Source organism: Oscillospiraceae bacterium (assembly GCA_015065085.1).
Taxonomy (GTDB): Bacteria; Bacillota; Clostridia; order Oscillospirales; family SIG627; genus SIG627.
The window spans coordinates 67,143-84,610 of the sequence record SVQW01000005.1; the positions used below are offsets into that span (position 1 = coordinate 67,143).

General features: G+C 47.1%; 15 protein-coding genes, 1 tRNA gene and 1 riboswitch. Of the genes, 6 read left to right on the forward strand and 10 right to left on the reverse strand.

What is annotated here, in order from left to right:
* Positions 1–193 precede the first annotated feature (193 nt).
* The 5 genes from E7588_05330 to E7588_05350 all read right to left on the reverse strand — a co-directional run bounded on the left by E7588_05330 (position 194) and on the right by E7588_05350 (position 5,568).
* Positions 194–964 (reverse strand): CpsD/CapB family tyrosine-protein kinase, encoded by a 771-nt coding sequence (locus E7588_05330; protein ID MBE6688683.1) that lies wholly within the window; start codon positions 962–964, stop codon positions 194–196.
* On the reverse strand, positions 961–1,761 hold the full coding sequence (locus E7588_05335) for a hypothetical protein (GenBank protein ID MBE6688684.1): 801 nt from the start codon (positions 1,759–1,761) through the stop codon (positions 961–963). The genes E7588_05330 and E7588_05335 overlap by 4 nt, the downstream gene beginning before the upstream one ends.
* Before the next feature lie 85 nt (positions 1,762–1,846).
* Entirely contained in the window at positions 1,847–3,724 is a 1,878-nt protein-coding gene (locus E7588_05340; protein MBE6688685.1) for an NAD(+) synthase, read from the reverse strand.
* Positions 3,725–3,737: 13 nt separating this feature from the next.
* Entirely contained in the window at positions 3,738–4,364 is a 627-nt protein-coding gene (locus E7588_05345) for a redox-sensing transcriptional repressor Rex (protein ID MBE6688686.1), read from the reverse strand.
* 28 nt (positions 4,365–4,392) lie between these two features.
* Positions 4,393–5,568 (reverse strand): isocitrate/isopropylmalate dehydrogenase family protein, encoded by a 1,176-nt coding sequence (locus E7588_05350; protein MBE6688687.1) that lies wholly within the window; start codon positions 5,566–5,568, stop codon positions 4,393–4,395.
* 248 nt (positions 5,569–5,816) lie between these two features.
* Between E7588_05350 and galU the strand changes: the two genes are divergently transcribed.
* From galU to tsaD, 4 genes are all read left to right on the forward strand, one after another.
* Entirely contained in the window at positions 5,817–6,689 is an 873-nt protein-coding gene (galU, locus tag E7588_05355) for a UTP--glucose-1-phosphate uridylyltransferase GalU (GenBank protein MBE6688688.1), read from the forward strand.
* An 84-nt stretch (positions 6,690–6,773) separates the two neighbouring features.
* The gene (locus tag E7588_05360) at positions 6,774–7,265 is read left to right on the forward strand and encodes a dCMP deaminase family protein (GenBank protein MBE6688689.1); all 492 of its coding nucleotides are present in this window, start codon (positions 6,774–6,776) and stop codon (positions 7,263–7,265) included.
* A gap of 140 nt (positions 7,266–7,405) precedes the next feature.
* A complete protein-coding gene (gene rimI, locus E7588_05365; GenBank protein MBE6688690.1) occupies positions 7,406–8,287 on the forward strand; it encodes a ribosomal-protein-alanine N-acetyltransferase in 882 nt (293 codons plus the stop codon).
* Complete coding sequence (gene tsaD, locus E7588_05370) at positions 8,284–9,279, forward strand: tRNA (adenosine(37)-N6)-threonylcarbamoyltransferase complex transferase subunit TsaD (GenBank protein MBE6688691.1); 996 nt, start codon at positions 8,284–8,286, stop codon at positions 9,277–9,279. Before rimI ends, tsaD begins: the two co-directional genes overlap by 4 nt.
* Before the next feature lie 620 nt (positions 9,280–9,899).
* Here the strand turns inward: tsaD and E7588_05375 are convergent.
* A complete protein-coding gene (locus tag E7588_05375; GenBank protein ID MBE6688692.1) occupies positions 9,900–11,957 on the reverse strand; it encodes an elongation factor G in 2,058 nt (685 codons plus the stop codon).
* 436 nt (positions 11,958–12,393) lie between these two features.
* Here E7588_05375 and E7588_05380 point away from each other — a divergent pair, with 436 nt between their 5' ends.
* Together E7588_05380 and E7588_05385 are read left to right on the forward strand one after the other, a co-directional pair.
* Positions 12,394–12,708, forward strand: a complete 315-nt coding sequence (locus E7588_05380; protein MBE6688693.1) for a helix-turn-helix transcriptional regulator — start codon at positions 12,394–12,396, stop codon at positions 12,706–12,708.
* Positions 12,709–12,854: 146 nt separating this feature from the next.
* Positions 12,855–12,941 (forward strand) — tRNA-Leu (locus E7588_05385).
* A gap of 121 nt (positions 12,942–13,062) precedes the next feature.
* On the opposite strand, the gene E7588_05390 is transcribed toward E7588_05385, so the two are convergent.
* The 4 genes from E7588_05390 to E7588_05405 are packed head-to-tail and all read right to left on the reverse strand — an operon-like array spanning position 13,063 to position 16,996.
* Positions 13,063–14,055, reverse strand: coding sequence for a hypothetical protein (locus E7588_05390; GenBank protein MBE6688694.1), 993 nt, complete (start codon positions 14,053–14,055; stop codon positions 13,063–13,065).
* Between the two features lies 1 nt (position 14,056).
* Entirely contained in the window at positions 14,057–14,827 is a 771-nt protein-coding gene (locus tag E7588_05395; protein MBE6688695.1) for an HAD family hydrolase, read from the reverse strand.
* Positions 14,824–15,978 carry an ROK family transcriptional regulator gene (locus E7588_05400; protein ID MBE6688696.1) on the reverse strand — a complete coding sequence of 385 codons (1,155 nt, stop codon included), beginning with the start codon at positions 15,976–15,978 and terminating at the stop codon, positions 14,824–14,826. Before E7588_05400 ends, E7588_05395 begins: the two co-directional genes overlap by 4 nt.
* The gene (locus E7588_05405) at positions 15,968–16,996 is read right to left on the reverse strand and encodes a sugar kinase (protein ID MBE6688697.1); all 1,029 of its coding nucleotides are present in this window, start codon (positions 16,994–16,996) and stop codon (positions 15,968–15,970) included. Before E7588_05405 ends, E7588_05400 begins: the two co-directional genes overlap by 11 nt.
* Before the next feature lie 292 nt (positions 16,997–17,288).
* A riboswitch (TPP riboswitch) is annotated at positions 17,289–17,392 on the forward strand.
* Positions 17,393–17,468: the final 76 nt, after the last annotated feature.

A 17,468-nucleotide genomic window follows, 5' to 3' on the forward strand; every position in this document is an offset into this window, starting at 1 on the left:
AAAATCATTTGTTATAACGCTTCGCGTGCATGATGTACGTATTACGGTCGGTACGCGGATTGGTTCGCCTCTCACGCCCGCAGGCATATCACTTGCGAAGCAAATATCACGCACCGAAGGTGCATATAACTCGCCGTAAGCCGAATAAAACCGGCGTTGTATCCGTGAGGAAACAACGCCTGTGCGCTCTTTTTTATTTATAATACTTTCCGTATCTGCCGTATTTGTTCTTGGTAAAGCGGTCGTCCTCAACATCGTTGAAAACAAAGCCGAGGATTTTTCCGCCGATAAACTCGATGCTCTGCTTAGCACGGGATATTTCGGGGTAGGTGGAATAGTTCTGACGAACCACCAGCACCACGCCGTCCGACATTCTTATAATGGGGAGCACGTCGGCAACAACGTTGATGGGGGGAGTGTCAAACAGAATGTAATCGTACTTTTCTTCCAGCGATTCAATAAACTTTGCGGTTGCTTCGCACGCCAGAAGCTCACCGGGGTTGGGAACCGAAATTCCCGCACACAGCACGTCCAGATTGGGGAACGCGGTGTCGTTGACGGCTTCCTCCAGTGTCGAAAGACCTGTAAGTACATTGGTAAATCCGGGGGTGTTGGAAAAGCCCATTGAGCTGTAAATGCTGGGCTTACGAAGGTCAGCGTCAATAAGCAGAACCTTTTTGTCGGTCTGCGCAAGAGAAGTGGCAAGGTTAGCCGAGGTGGTGGACTTGCCTTCGCCCAGAACGGCGCTGGAAATGACGATTTTGTGGCATCCGCCCTGAGGGAGCGAGAGAATGAGATTTGTTCTTATAGCCTTGTAGGACTCCTTGATGAGAGCCAGCTTATCCTTGTCAACCGCGGTAATGTTTTTGGAATTCTTGTTGCTTGCAACGGCTTCCTTTTCCACTGCGGCATTCATTGTGCGGGTGAGAGTATCGTCTATATTAGCCTTGTCCTTATTGTTCATTTCTTAACTGCCTCCTTGCCTTTTTTGGTTGTAGCCTTGAAGGTGGCTATCATTCCCAGAACGGGAATATTTTCAAACTTTTCGGTAAGCTCATTAAGTGTTCTTACGCGGTTGTCAAGCAGGTCTATAACGAGAAATACCAGGAATGAAGCGAAGAAGCCGATAAACAGACCCGTAATGGTGTTCATGAAAACATCGGGGCCGGAAAGCACGCCGGGCAGGGGAGTTTCGTAGCAGCGAACGGTGTCCGCAACAGCGGTTTCGCCCGCAAGGGAGTTATCCGACAGCGCCATCTGGGTCAGACGGACATTGGCGGTTTTTTCGATAGCGTCCGCAATCATTTTACTCTCGCCCGAGGAGTTGGTGGTAACGGTAACGGTGAAAAGCTCGGTGTTTTCCAGTATGTTAAATCTTACCGAGTTTTTAATCTGCGCCGCAGTTTTCTTTGAGCGTATCACATCATCGGCGTATTCGGGATAATTCACCGCAAATTCATCGATATCGCTGTTAAGCTGGGAAGCAACCATGTTGTAATAATCCAGTGTATCCAGCATAGCTATCTTTGAGTGGATTATCTCACGTGTATACGCAAGGTTGGAGTTAAGGTAAGAGGGGTTGGAAACGTTGGTTTCCGACGCGGTGGATATTACCGTAAAACCGATACGCGAAACATATGTTTTCGGCATGGTATACTTTGTTATCATAAATGCCGCTATGGAGCACAGCACCGATGCAACAGCAATTATAATAATGTTCTTCCATACTATTTTAAAAAGTTTTTCCAATGATATTTCCATGGAATACCTCCAATGTACAACTGAGTGTGTGTTTTGCTTTTATACCTTAACAGTATATCACAATTTTTTGCAAAAATCAATAGAATTATTTAATATTGTTTATTTTGTCCAGCCACAATTTGCCTACGGCATCGGAAGGCATCCTCCATGCTCCGCGGGGGCTGAAGCTGACGGGTGTCACCTGCACACCGTCGGGCAGACAGCTTCTTTTGTACTGCTGTGCGAAAAAGCGGCGGTACAGTGTTTTCATGCAGGTGAGAATTTCCTCTTTTCCGTACATTCCCTCAAAGGCATTGAGGGCAAGACGGTATATTTTTGAGGGCGTAAAGCCGTAGGTGTACATGTAATAGATAAAGAAATCGTGAAGCTCGTAAGCACCCACAATCTCCTCGGTTTTCTGGGAAATATCTCCGTTTTCGGGAGGAAGAAGCTCGGGGCTGACGGGGGTGTTTACTATATCGTGCAGGATTTTGCCCGTTTCACCGCCCATGGTGTCCGCGATGCTGCGGGTAACGGTGCGGATGAGTGTTTTTGGGAGAGTTGCATTTACACCGTACATGGACATGTGGTCGCCGTTGTAGGTGGCAAAGCCCAGCGCCAGCTCCGAAAGGTCGCCTGTACCCACCACAATGCCGTTTTCGGCATTGGCAATGTCCATAAGCACCTGGGTTCTCTCACGCGCCTGGGCATTTTCAAATACCACATTCACGTTTTTGGGGTCGTGTCCGATGTCGGAAAAATGACCCGTCACCGCGTCTGCAATATTGACGGTACGCAGTGTGACGCCCAATTCCTCGCAAAGCCTGACGGCATTGTTTTTTGTGCGCTGAGAAGTGCCGAAGCAGGGCATGGTCACGGCAATTACATTTTTGCGGTCCTTGTTCAGCATATCCATGGCACGTACCGTTGCGATAAGAGCCAGTGTGGAGTCCAGTCCGCCCGAAATGCCGATAACCGCACTTTGCGCATTTATGTGCTCCAGACGGCGCTTGAGACCCGCCGCCTGAATGTCAAGAATTTTATTGCACTGCTCGCTGTCGGCATAAAAAGGGTCGGCAGGGTAGCGGCGATCAAGCTTTGTCGGGGTAATTTCGGTTCTGAAAAAGAAAATATTGTCGCACAGCTTACCAAAATACGGGCTTTTTGTCCGAAGTGCACAGCAGGCTTGAGTATCGCCGTCGCCGTAAAGTATGCCGTCCCGTTCGTAAAGAGGGCTTTCACACAGTATTTCGCCGTTTTCCGCCATAATCCTGCTTCCCGAATAAACCGCGTCGCCCGAGGATTCGCCCGAGGGGGAGTTGACGTAAACGTAGACGCACTTATACTGCTCCGAACGGCTTATGCAAAGCTCGCGTCTTTTTTTCTCACTGCCCGTAATTTCGGGAGCAGTGTCGAGATGTATTATAATATTTGCGCCCTCACAGGCAAATTTTGCCGAAGGGGGACAGGGTGCATGGGCATCACTGCCTATTTCAACGGCAAAGGTGAAATTTTCCAAGCCGTCACAGGCATAAATGTGGTCGCAGGTTACCATGGCGCTTGACATTATACCGCCGAACTTTGCCCATATCGCATCCTTTGCTGCGGGCGCGGGCCGGAAAATGCCTTCCGGCATTGTCTGAGCCGAAAGACCGCATATTCTGCCTTTGTTTATTACCGCCGCACAGTTGTAAACACCGTTTGCAACGGCAACGGGCACACCCACAATCAGTACCGCGTCGATATTTTCGCTCTCACCTGCTATTTTCGTAAGGCATTCTGCGGCACTGTCGGTAAGTGCCTTTTGTAAAAACAGGTCACCTAAGGTGTATCCCGTCAGACAAAGCTGAGGGAAAACAATAAGCTTTGCACCGTTTTTTGCCGCTTTGCGGGCATTTTTTATTATGCTTTCGGTATTTTTTTCGCAATCGGCAGGTGTTATATCGGGGCTTACAGCCGCGATTTTAATAAATCCGTCCTTCATGGGAGCACTTCCTTTATCTGGTAAGTTTGTAGCACAGCTTCATAAGGCTGTCGCCCATGTGCATATTCTCAATCTGCACGTCGTAATCCGGCAATTTAAGCTCCATATTGGAAAAATTCCAGAAGCCCTTTACACCCAGCTTTGCCAGCTTTTCGCACATAAGGGGGGTCTCGGTTTTGGGCACGGTCATCACGGCGATATCTACCGTGTTCTGAGCACAAAATACCTCCAGCTCGTCGATGTGGCAAATGTTAAGACCGTTGACTGTCTGACCGATAATGTCTTCTTTTTTGTCAAAAAGACCGATGAGATTGACACCGCGGTTCTTGAAAAGGGGGTGAGTGGCAAGTGCGTGGCCTAAGTTACCCGTTCCCACAATTATTGCATTGTAGCTTTGGCTGACACCCAGAATATCGCCTATCGCCTCGTAGAGCAAACGCACATTGTAGCCGTAGCCCTGCTGACCGAAGCCACCGAAGCAGTTTAAATCCTGGCGTATCTGAGAGGCGGTGAGGGACATACGCTTTGCCAGCTCTCCCGAAGAAATTCGGGTGATATCGCTTTTTATCAGCTCACCCAGATATCTGTGATACCTGGGCAGACGGTTTATGACCGCCTTGGAAATGGACTTTTCGGGAATTGTTCCGCTTTTCATTTTATCCTCATTTTCAAAGCTTTTCTATGGTTTCCATAACGTAGTCCGCAAACTGCTGTGCGGTAGCACCGTTGTCGCGTCCTGTCATGGTGAGCTTCTTTTCTTCAAACATACAAATATCCAGTGCACGAGCCAGCTTGTCGGATTTTTCCTGATATCCGATATGGCTGAGCAGCAAAACTACCGCTCTCAGCATGGAGCAGGGGTCGGCGTACTGAGCGCGTCCCTCTTTTACCATTCTGGGCGCAGAGCCGTGGATAGCCTCGAACATTGCATATTTCTTGCCGATGTTTGCGCTTCCCGCAGTACCTACACCGCCCTGGAATTCAGCCGCCTCGTCGGTGATGATGTCGCCGTAAAGGTTGGGCAGAACCACTACCTGAAAATCGGTGCGGCGCTTTTCATCAACCAGCTTTGCGGTCATGATATCTATGTACCACTCGGTTGTGCGGATTTCGGGGTATTCGGCGGCAACCTTCTGGCAGAGGTTGAGGAATTTGCCGTCGGTGGTCTTTATAACGTTAGCCTTGGTAACGATGGAAACGTGGTTTTTGCCGTTCTTTTTTGCGTAGTCGTAAGCAAGACGGGCGATACGGTCGGTACCCTCGGTGGTGGTGACAACAAAGTCCACCGCAAGGTCGTCGTTTACGTGAACGCCCTGGCTTCCCACTGCGTAAGCACCCTCGGTGTTTTCGCGGAAGAAGGTCCAGTCAATACCCTGGTCGGGTACCTTTACGGGGCGTACGTTGGCAAAAAGGTCCAGCTTTTTGCGCATTGCAACGTTTGCACTTTCAATGTTGGGCCAGCCGTCGCCTGCCTGGGGAGTGGTGGTGGGTCCCTTGAGGATTACGTGGCACTTGTAAAGCTCTTCCATAACATCGTCGGGAATAGCCTTGCCGCAGGCAGCACGGTTTTCGATGGTAAGGCCGTCGATAACCTTGAATTCAACCTTGCCCCTGAGCTGTTCATCTTTCAAGAGATATTCCATTATTCTCTGTGCCTGGGCGGAAATAACAGGTCCTATTCCGTCGCCGCCGCAGATGCCGATAACGATTTTGTCCAGCTTTTCGTAATTTATAAACTCCGAATCCTTTTTGATGTTTTCCGCACGGTCAAGCTGTGCGCTTACGAGAGCCTTGAATTTTTCAACCGCCGCTTCAATTGCGGCATTTTTTACTTCGGGGGTCATGATGTATCTCCTTTAATGTGTTAAATTTAATACGTATCTCATAATTTCGCAGAAATACAAATTAGTACATCTTATATTATACATCAAAGCAGTGCCCGTATAAATGTACAAAATGAAAAATAAATCTATATAATATTGTTAAATTTGGTATTATTCATATTTTTTCAATTTATTTCTTGATTTATCACGTTTTTTTTGGTATAATATAACTTCAATAATACATATTTACACAAAAAGGTGGTATTTCTATGAAAAAAATAACAAAAGCCGTAATTCCCGCAGCAGGTCTGGGAACCCGTATGCTTCCCGCGGCGGCAGGTGTACCCAAGGAAATTATGCCCATCGTGGATAAGCCCTCCATTCAGTACCTTGTTGAGGAGGCGGTTGCCGCAGGCATTACCGATATTCTTATAATCACCAACCGCGGAAAGGAAGCCATCGAAAACTATTTCGACTACTCCGTTGAATACGAAAGTAAATTAAAGTCATCCGGTAAACTGGAAATGCTGGAAAAACAGCGTACCGTTGCCGACCTCGCAAACATATACTTTATCCGCCAGAAGGAGCCCAAGGGTCTGGGTCATGCCGTACTGCGTGCCAAGTCCTTTGTGGGCGATGAGCCTTTTATGGTGCTTTACGGCGACGACGTTATAGATGCACCCGTTTCCACTACCAAAAAAATGGTGGATATTTATGATAAGTACGGCATGTCCGTTGTGGGTGTGCAGTCGGTTACCGATGAGCAGATTGTTAAATATTGCTCTCTTAAGGTGGATAAGTGCGAGGACAGAATTTATAAGGTGTCCGATATGATTGAAAAGCCCCCGATTGAAAAGAAGTTCTCCAATCTTTCCATTCTGGGCAGAGCACTGCTTACCCCCGATATTTTTGAAATTCTTGAAAATACCGCTCCCGGTGCGGGTAATGAGCTTCAGCTTACCGACGCAATGGCAACCCAGGCGCGCAACGGCAGGGTAATGGCTTACGAATTTGAAGGCTTCCGCCACGATATGGGCAGTAAGCTGGGCTTTTTGATGGCAAATGTCATGCTGGGTGTTAAGAATGACGAGCTGGGCGAGGACTTTAAGGCATTTTTGAAAGAATTTACAAAAACGCTTTAACAATTATCAATTCGCATTGCGCTTCGCTCAATTCGCAAATTGCGAATTTGAAAAGGCGCACCGCGCCTTGAAAGGAACAAGTTTATGAACCAACGAGTTACAAAAGAAAACTACTATCTCGATATTGCACAGACGGTTGCCCAGAGAGGCACTTGTTTGCGCAGAAAATACGGTGCTGTCATTGTCAGGAACGACTCCATTGTTTCCACCGGCTACGCAGGTGCTCCCAGAGGCAGAAAAAACTGCTGTGATCTGGGCTACTGTATGCGCGTGAAAATGAATATTCCCCGCGGACAGCGCTATGAGCTGTGCCGTTCGGTTCATGCGGAGGCTAACGCTATCATTGCCGCGCCCCGTGAGCAGATGCTGGGTGCTACACTGTATCTGGCAGGTATCGATTCCGCAACGGGCGAGCTTGTGCCGGACGGCGACTGCTGTCAGATGTGCAAGCGCATGGTCATAAACGCAGGCATTGAGCGCGTTATCATACGCAACACCCCCGAAAAATACACTGTAATTGACGTCGAAAGCTGGATTGACAACGACGACAGCCTTAACGGAACAATAGGATATTGATAAACGGCGTGCCGTTTATCAATATCAATTAGCAATTCGCAATTATCAATTCGCAATTTCGGAAGAAAACCGCTTGGCGGTTTTCAACATTAATTGCGCATTGCGAATTGCGCATTTCGAATTAAATTAAAGGTGGTATTATGCAGAAAGTACTGTTTGTATGTACCGGCAACACCTGCCGAAGCCCTATGGCGCAGGCGTGTGCCAACATATTTTTTGAGAATAATGACATAGATGCAAAGGCATATTCCTGCGGTCTTGCCGCGGGTGTCAACGATGAGGCTTCCCCCAACGCGGTTCAGGCGGTAAAGGAGCGCTACGGCATTGATTTTTCCCACCGCGCCGTACAGATAAACGAACAGCTTATTACCGACAGTGATGTTATTGTGGGCATGAGCCGTCATCATGCCGAAACGGTTTTTCAGCTTTACCCCCATCTTTTAAAGGGTAAAATCCTCATTTCTATGCCACGCGACATTCCCGACCCCTACGGTCAGGACATTGAAATTTACCGTAAGGCACTGGATGTCATTCATGAGGGCATACATCAGCTTTTCAATCCTCCCGAAGAGCCGGAAATGTCGGATTTCACGGTAGAGCTTTTCGAGCCTAAATGGGCAAAGGAGCTGTTTGAGATAGAAAAGCAGTGCTTTTCCACCCCCTGGTGCGAGGACGAGTTCACAAATCTTGACAAAAACGAGTTCGCCACCGCATTTGTGGCGCTTAAAGAGGATAAGCCCGTAGGCTTTACGGTAATATACCGCGTTGCCGACGAGGCTCAGATAATGGATATCGCCACCCACCCCGCTCACAGACGCGAGGGCATCGCCGAGGCACTGATGGATGTGGCAATAGATTACAGCCGTACCGACGGCGCTTCAAAAATGATGCTGGAGGTTCGCCGTTCCAACACCGCCGCACAGAAACTTTACCAAAAGAAAGGCTTTAAGACCGTAGGCACACGTCGGGACTACTACACCTGTCCCACCGAGGACGCGGTTCTTTACGATTTGGAATTATGAAAATCCTTGCAATAGAATCCTCCTGTGATGAGACCTCTGCCGCAGTGGTGGAGGACGGCAGAAAAATATTGTCAAACGAGGTGCTTTCCCAGATAGACATCCACAAGCGCTACGGCGGAGTTGTGCCCGAAATAGCCTCCCGCGCCCACATCGAGGCAATAAGCCCCCTTGTGAAAACAGCGCTGGAGACGGCAAACGTAACTCTCGACGACATTGACGCCGTAGCCTGCACCAACCGCCCCGGGCTTATCGGTGCGCTTCTTGTGGGCGTGAATTTTGCAAAATCGCTGGCGTATTCGCTGTCCAAGCCCCTTATCCCCGTAAATCACATAATGGGTCATGTGGCGGCGAACTATCTTGTGCACGAAAATTTAAAACCGCCCTTTCTTGCGCTGGTTATTTCGGGCGGACATACTTCTGTTCTGGGAATGGACTCCTTTGCGTCATATAAAACCATCGCACGCACACGTGACGATGCCATCGGCGAAGCCTTTGACAAGGTGGCGCGTGTTATGGGACTTGAATATCCCGGCGGAAAGGAAATGGACAGACTTGCCGCCTCGGGTAATCCCAAGGCATACACCTTCCCCCAGGTTCACGTTAAGGATGCGCCCTATGACTTTTCCTTTTCGGGTCTTAAAACCGCTGTTATAAATACTTTGCACAACAGTGAGCAAAAGGGGATTGAGGTTGTCCGCGAGGATATTGCCGCTTCCTTTACAGCCAATGTGGTGGAAACACTGATTGACAGACTGGATAAAATACTTGCCGATTATGATTATAAATCGCTTGCCGTTGCAGGCGGAGTGAGTGCCAATTCCCACATACGGGGCGCACTTGAAAAATACTGCGCGAAAAAGGGAATAGGTCTTTATCTTCCGCCCATTTCGCTGTGCGGAGACAACGCCGCCATGATAGGAGCGCAGGCATTTTATGATTATCAGGACGGCATAACAGCCGACATTTCGCTTAATGCGTTTGCGACGCTCTAAGCTTTCCTTTGCCGTAATCCGAATGTGATATGGAAGAATCTTTTACTTTCCATTTGTCTTAAATGGTTTACAGTTCAAATATGCTTCGACTTCGCGGTTTCTCCGCTCCGCTTAGCATGACAGTAAAGGAAAGTGCTTCGCGTGATATTGTGTTCGTATTACAGTCGGTACAATAATTAAAACCTGAAACGGATTCCGTTTCAGGTTTTTTCCATAATTGCGAATTGCACATTAGAAAAAACACTCCCGTGGCACTGCCCAAGTGTTCTCAAGGACACTTGGGCAGTTTTATTCGCCTTACGGCGAGTTTTATTGCTTCGCAGTGATATTTGAACAAAGTTCAAGTGATATTGCCTCCGGCAGTTTATGGCGAATAAAATAACACTGAAATCGCAAGATTTCAATATCACTTCCCGAATGGGAAATATCACTCTGTGCGAAAGGCACAGAATATCACGATATAAAAAAATACTACCCGGAAAAGAGCTTTGTTTTCTCTTCTTCGGGTAGTTTTGTCGTATACTGTTGCAAGCAGGAATTTTGTGTGCCAAATTTCGTTTATATTAAAGATAACTGTCCTTAGCAACCCTGCTCTTTCCACGGAGTTTTTTTGTTTTATTTTATTCCTGTTCTTTCTTTGCTTGTTCAATTATCTTCTGCGCTACGTTGGAGGGTGCTTCTGCGTAACGGTCGAAGGTGTAGGTGAAGCTTCCGCGTCCCTGAGTGGAGGCGCGCAGGGTGATGGTGAAGTTGCCCATTTCGCTCTGAGGAACCTCTGCGTCAACAACGCTGTATCCCTTGAGGAATTCGCTGGGATTCATGCCCATTACCTTGCCGCGGCGCTTGTTGATGTCGCCGATGATGTCACCCATCATGGAATCGGGTACTGTAACGCTCAGATTGCCCACGGGCTCCAGAATTACGGGATTAGCCTGCTTTAAGCCGTCCTTGAATGCCAGCGCCGCCGCCAGCTTGAACGCCATTTCCGACGAGTCAACATCGTGATATGAGCCGTCGTACAGGTTGGCTTTAAGACTTGCAACGGGGAAGCCTGCCAATACGCCCTTAGCCATACATTCCTGCAGACCTTTTTCAACTGCGGGGTGGAAGTTCTTGGGCACAGAGCCGCCGAAAATACTTTCGGTAAAGGTGAGGCCGTCCTCTTCGCCGGGTGAGAACTCTATCCATACATGACCGTACTGTCCCTTACCGCCCGACTGCTTCTTGTGTTTTCCTTCAACCTTGACGGATTTTTTGATTGCTTCGCGGTATGCAATTTTTTCGGGTTCAAGCTCAACCGTTGTACCGTAACGGGTTTTAAGACGGCTGACTATAACGTCGATATGCTGTTCGCCCAGACCGTACAGAAGCTGCTGCTTGGTTTCGGCGCGGTTTTCGTATCTGATGGAGAGGTCTTCCTCCAGAAGCTTTGCGATACCTGCGGAAATCTTATCTTCGTCGCCCTTTGCCTTAGGCACAACGGCGGTGCACAGAAGCGGCTCGGGGAAGGTGATTTTCGCATACTGCTTGTCGTGGTCGGCGGAAAGTGTGTCGTTGGTGTTGGTGTTTACAAGCTTGGTGGTAACACCAATGTCGCCGCATGCCATTTCCTCAACCTCTATCTGACGTTTGCCCTTGGAAACGTAGATATGAGCGAATTTTTCGGTCTGACCTGTGGTAAGGTTCTTCAGAACGTCGTCCTTTTTCAGAACACCGCTCATGACCTTGAAGTAGGACATTTTACCTACAAACGGGTCGGCAACCGTTTTGAATACGAAGATGGAGGCGGGACCCGTTTCCTTGATTTCGATAGGTCCTTCAACACCGCGCTCAACCTTTTTGTCAAGGGGAGTGGGGTAGGACTCTGCTATGTATTCAAGGAAGTGCTCAACGCCCCAGGTGGTGGTGGCGGAGCCTGAATATACGGGAGTGATGTCGCCCGAAACCATACCGTCATGAAGCGCGGTAAGTGTTTCCTCCATGGTGAACTCTTCGCCTGTGAAGAATTTTTCCATAAGTGCGTCGGAGGTGCCTGCAAGAGCTTCGTCCAGCATCTCTCTGTATCTGTCGATAAGTGCCTGTGCGCCGGCGGGTACATCTATCTGCTTTCTTTCGCCGTTTTCGCGGATAAACGCGGTTTTACGCGCAATATCCACAAGACATACAAGCTTGTCATTCTCTCTGAAGGGAACAACCAGCGGAACTACCGAAACACCGAACATATCGCGCATTTCCATGAGTACTTTGCTGAAATCGGTATTTTCCTCGTCCAGATGGTTTACGAAAATGGACTTGGGAATGTTGGATTCCTGAGCGTATCTCCAGCCCAGCTCCGCGCCTACCTCAAGACCTGCTTTGGCGTTCACCACGATAAGCGCGCTTCCCGCAACACGCAGAGCCTGACGGGTCTCGGCGATAAAGTCCAGATAACCGGGAGTGTCTATAATATTGATGATTTTGTCTTTAAAATTAATGGGGGCAATGGCGGTGGAAACCGAAAAACCTCTCTTTATTTCCTCGGGGTCGTAGTCGCACATGGTGTTTCCTTCGCTGATTTTGCCCAACCGGTCAGTAGCTTTTGTAAGATACATCATAGCTTCTGCAAGAGATGTCTTTCCGCTTCCGCTGTGACCGAGCAGGGCGATATTACGAATGTTGGCAGTGCTGATGTTAGGCATAGTTTTTGTCCTCCAAATTTATAAGCGTCTGAATAAAAATCTATCTGTGGATAAGAAAACTCTTAAATTCGGCAAGATGATTAATTTCAGCGGTATGTGTTCATTATACAACATAACTTTTCCAATTTCAATAGGGAAAAATGAATTTTTCACGATAACCATGAGAAAGTGAGTAGTGTTTTTTGTGTACATTGCATAAATAAATGTTAATTTAAGGTTTTTATAACGTGTATAGAGGAAATATAACATTTTCAGACAGCACCGCGTGTATTCACGTAGAGCAAAATTCAATTCCGGCAAATGTTGCTTCAATTGCCTTTTTCATAAATATTTATAACTTCAATTCCGCATTTGTTTGCGTAATTAACGTAGTATTTACTACCATACTTGCGGTCTGCAAAATTACTCACTTGAGTAGTATAATACTTTAAGAAAGATGGGTGATAAAGTGGACATTATTGAAAGACTTTCTGCTATTCTTAAAAAATACGGCTGGACAAAGTATCGGCTTTCCAAGGAAAGCAAAATACCCGAATCCACATTATCAAATATATTTCATCGTGGTACTGTCCCCACTATTGCAACGCTTCAGTTGATATGCGAAACAATGAATATTTCACTTGCGGAATTCTTTTCTGACGATGAGCAAGTTGTTATGACCCCCGAGCTTAAAGAATTTTACGAGGAATGGAAATTGTTACCGCCGGAAAAAAGAAAACATCTGCTTCAGACAATGAAGTGTATGCGATGAGAAGCCGATTTGCGCTTCTCTTTTTTGTGTCGGCAAGGAAAAGCTGATTGGTAATAAAAATTTTCTTAAACCTATTGCAATTTCATTTATTTTGTGTTATACTAACATATAAGCGCAATGCAAAGCTCTTTTGCGCACACAATAATGCCGGAATGATGGAATTGGCAGACGTGCCGGACTCAAAATCCGGTGGTAGCGATACCGTGCGGGTTCGACCCCCGCTTCCGGCACCAAACAGTAGAAATCCGAACCCAAAGCTGGTAGGCGAAGGGTTCGGATTTCTTTGCGTTTTCGCAGAAAACGAGTGTTCGGGTGATATGTGATGATAATCAGGTTTTAAATTTGCGTTTGGAATCAGCTATGCTTGCTTTGCAGCTTATCGTAAAGAGTGGGAATCGTATGCTGATGATCTCCGCAAAAATGCCATCCGAGACCGCCTTTGCTGGTGGGACGGTTTACGATATTTTTTCGGGGACGGTAATAATAGTTGGGATCATTATACCCGATCTTGGAACGGTAATCCCCCAAATCTATCAGGTCGAAATTTGCGGTGGTAATGTCAAACGTTGGGTATCCGAGATTTCTCGCAATGGACAGTGCCTTCAAAAAGACCTCCGCTCCGATCACCGCTGAGCCGAAATTCAAGAAAACGCCTCCGTCAAGATCGCAAACTGTTGCACACATTTTCTTAAAATCAATACCCGAACATTTACCGATCAGCGCCATATTGCAAGAGGGATGCTGATGAATGATATCGGTTCCGAGGGCAATGTGGTAGGTGGCCGGAATATTGTTGACGTACGCCTGATACAGTACGCAATCCTCACGGTATGGAAATTTGTCGGGATTTTCAAAAATATACTTTCCCAATGCCTCTCCGTAACCCAGATCCTGCTCGGCTCCCAATCGCAATGCCTCGTTCATCCAAGCCCCGGTCTGCTCCCACATTCCGAAGGAACCGTCCTCGATGGCAGAGGGAACGTCCTCGCTGGTTCCCCCAAGATATGCCAGCTCAAAATCGTGAATGCTTCCGGCACCATTCGATGAAATATGCGTTATGGTTTTGTTTTTTATCATTGCGATCAAATAGCGTGAAAGGCGGTTCTTGATCACGTGGGCGCCCATCGACCAAATAACAGGGCGATTGCTGCTTCTCGCCTTTGCGATTCTTTCAACCAACACGTCAAAATCGGGATGCTCGAAGTTTTCATGAGGCGTAACACCCGGTGTCATAAGATTATCAATGGTGACCAAATTTCTTCGGTCGTTTGCGTCGTATGTTTTAATGTTATCAAATACCAGCTGCCGGTTTTTTCCTTCGCCAATAAAAATTCCTCTGGTTTCCATATTAATTCTCCAGCCATGTTAAAATTTTATCTACATTCTCAAAACAATCTACGAGAGCGTGTGCTCCGGCATTGGTTAACCGTTGAATCTTTACATCATCAAATCCGCACAGCTCTTTTTCTTTTCCACAGATGCCAAGCGTACAAGCACCTACGGCTTTTCCTAATCTGATCTCGACAGGTCCGTCTCCGACTACGAGAAGTCCACTGTGATTTTTCGCGATCAGTCGTTCCAAGGTTGCTTCTTTTGAGCAATTCTCACTGTGTGGTTTTGCTCCGGCAATCTCCTCAAAAAAGCAAGAAAGACCAAGCGCTTCTGCCTCTTTGATCACGTCTTCCTCATCGGTTCCGCTTGCCGCATAGAGTCGAATACCTCTTTCTTTAAGGGCAGCAAGAAATTGCTTGGATCCGCGCATGATGTAATGATCTGCTTTACCCGCTTGCGCGTCTGCTTTGTTTTTTTCCACGTTTATCATTAATCTGCGGTTGTACTCCGCCTTGTATTCCCAAGGATCAAGTGGCGTTTTCCCCTGTTGCTTAACGCGTTCGGCAAGCCATTTCATTTGAAGTATGGTTTGAATTCCGGTCGAATCTTTAATATAATCGCGAACCTCTCGTTGGTTTTCCTCGGTATATCCGTCGCCGAAAATACATTCCAGCATAAGAGGCTCCATAACGGCTTCCCAACCGCAACGAAGCGTCGACAAGGTTCCGTCAAAATCAAAAACGGCAGCAACGATTTTTTTCTTTTCGTGTTGCTCCAAAACGATCATAAGTGCATTCCTCCATTAAAGTAATATTCCAAAGCCGTCATAGCTGCGGCATAAGCGCGTGCATTTTTTCCAAGGCAAGAAGAATACACATGAAATTGGTGTACCTTCCGTGAGAATGCAGCGCGGTCAAGAGCGCTTTCTATCATTTCCTTCAGTACAAAATCCGCATTCGTCAACTCTCCGCCCAAAACGATATTCAGAGGTTCAAATAAGTTTACGGCATTGATACAAAGGACTGAAAGAATTTTCCCTTGCTCCCGCAGCGCAGTCATTGCTTTTTGATCGCCGTTTTCGGCTCTGCATATCAGGTCATTCCAACTGCTTGCACCGGCTTTTTGCACTGTTGCCGGAATAGATGCGTATAATTCGGCGCAACCGACGTTTCCGCAGGCGCAGGTGGGTCCGTTGATGTCTACCGTAGTATGCCCCAGCTCTCCGCCCATACCGTCTCTTCCGGTAAAAAGATGCCCGTTCTTGATGATCGAGCAGCCGATGCCGTGGTCGGCGAGCAAAAACAGCATATCGCCATGAACGTTATTTCGGTTTTTCTCGGCAAGAGCCAGCACGTTCGTATCCTTTTCCAAATACACCGGAAGGGCAAAACGGGAAGAAAACGCGTGTTTGATATTATAATCGTGAAAAAGATACAATCCAGATGGATTCAGTATCATGCCTTTCGCAGAGTCAATGGGACCCGGAGCACAGATACATATTCCCAAGGGTGTGGCACCGTTGCTTACGCTAGCTAATGCAAGCGTGATCTCTTCGCAAATGAGCAAAACGGTTTTCTCGGCACTTTCAAGAAAATCCATTTTCTTTCCGAAAATCTTATTCCCTGAAAAATCAGTTAACAGTATCTCGCAGCCATCACGGCTTAAATCAATCCCGATGGAAATGAAGGCATTGGGATTCAACTGTAGCAAAGTCGGTCTTCGTCCTGATCCGGATTTTACGACATCTCCGTTCATGATAATGCCTTGTTCAATAAGAGAATCGGTAAGAATTGTAACGGCTGCACGAGAAAGACCCATAGCGCGGGAAAGATCTGCTCGCGATAACGGTTTTTTTCGGATCATATCTACGATCAAGCGCTGATTACTTTCTCGCATAATGGCAGAATTGTGCGCTTTTATCATTTCATCATTCTCCATAACGAATAAGTTGTTCAATAAGTTCAGATGCACTCGCACTTCCAGTTGTATTCATCTTCTTCACACAAACAGATGAAGCCAGGGCGCCGATCACGCCTGCCTCACGGTCATTCGCTCCGGATGCCAGAGCCAGCGAAAACGCGGAAAGAAAGCAATCCCCCGCGCCTACCGTGTCTACGGGCGGTGCAACGGGTATAGCGTAGATTCGTGTGGCACCGTTTTTTCGATATATCAGACATCCTCGCTCGCCAAGAGTCAAACAAACTTCAGAATCGGTTTTTCTTGCAAGACGGCAAGCTGCCATGGCTATATCATCCTCGGTTGCGCAAAGCGACAGATCGGTTTCGATCGCATGCGCGCATTCCATTTCGTTTGGTTTCAAAATGCAGTGACGGAATCGGTCAATGCGAGATCTACTATCCACTACCGTTAAAAGCCCCGACTGTGAAAGACCGTTGATCACTTCGCGCACTCTGTCCGTAACGCATCCATTCTCAAACTGATCGCTTACGCAAAGCACGTCGGCTGATGCCGCATAGCGTTTCAACTTCTCGATCAGCTGATCCTCCATCTCTTTAGACAGCGGAGAAAAGCTCTCAAAATCCAGACGCGGATCCTCTACCTCTATACCGGGATATCCTTTGCGCATGGGTTTACAATAAGCGTTAGTAACTCGTCCTTTTGCCATCACAAGTCCGTCGGCGGAAATACCAAGCTCTTCCATGACGTTTTTTAAACAAACACCGCGCCAATCGTCGCCAATGACACCGATAGGGGTAAACCCGTCACAAAGTGTCGCCATATTGACTGCGACGTTACCTCCTGCGCCGGCGGAAAAGCGTTCTTCTACTATTGGCAAAGGAAAATGAGGTGTTTCTCTGGAAAGGTGACTTCTTGTCATGTCGCCAACCCAATACACATCAAGACACATATCACCGATCAGTACGGCTTTCACCTGCTTCATTTTTTCTAAAATCGTTTGGAGCCGTCCCTCGCTAACTCCTTGAAAATATTTCATAAACGTCCTCCATTGTTGATCGTGCTCTTTGGAAGATTATAGCACTAAAACAATTCAATGTCAATAGTTTGTTATATGATTTAACAAAATGTTTTTCGTTTTTTTCGGAATTGAAGCTATGTTTGGTTCGGATTTATCATCACTCACTGCACCAAACAGCAGGTGATGTCAGATGCATCATCTGCTGTTGTTTTTGTTTTAATGATGTTTTGTAAAAAATTGTTTGCGACTTTTGGAAAAGTGTCAGAAAACACTTGCATTTTTTAAAAAGCAGGTGTATAATGTACTCACAACCGAATATACGGGAGCTTGTATACAGGCTGAGAGGAAGGTGCGACCTTCGACCGAGAACCTGATTTGGATAATGCCAACGTAGGGATGCCTGATGCAAGAATGTTAGGAAAAACAAGCAATTTACGGAAGCTGCCAAATCGGCGGCTTCCTTTTTTTGTTGCAATTTACATGGAGGTGT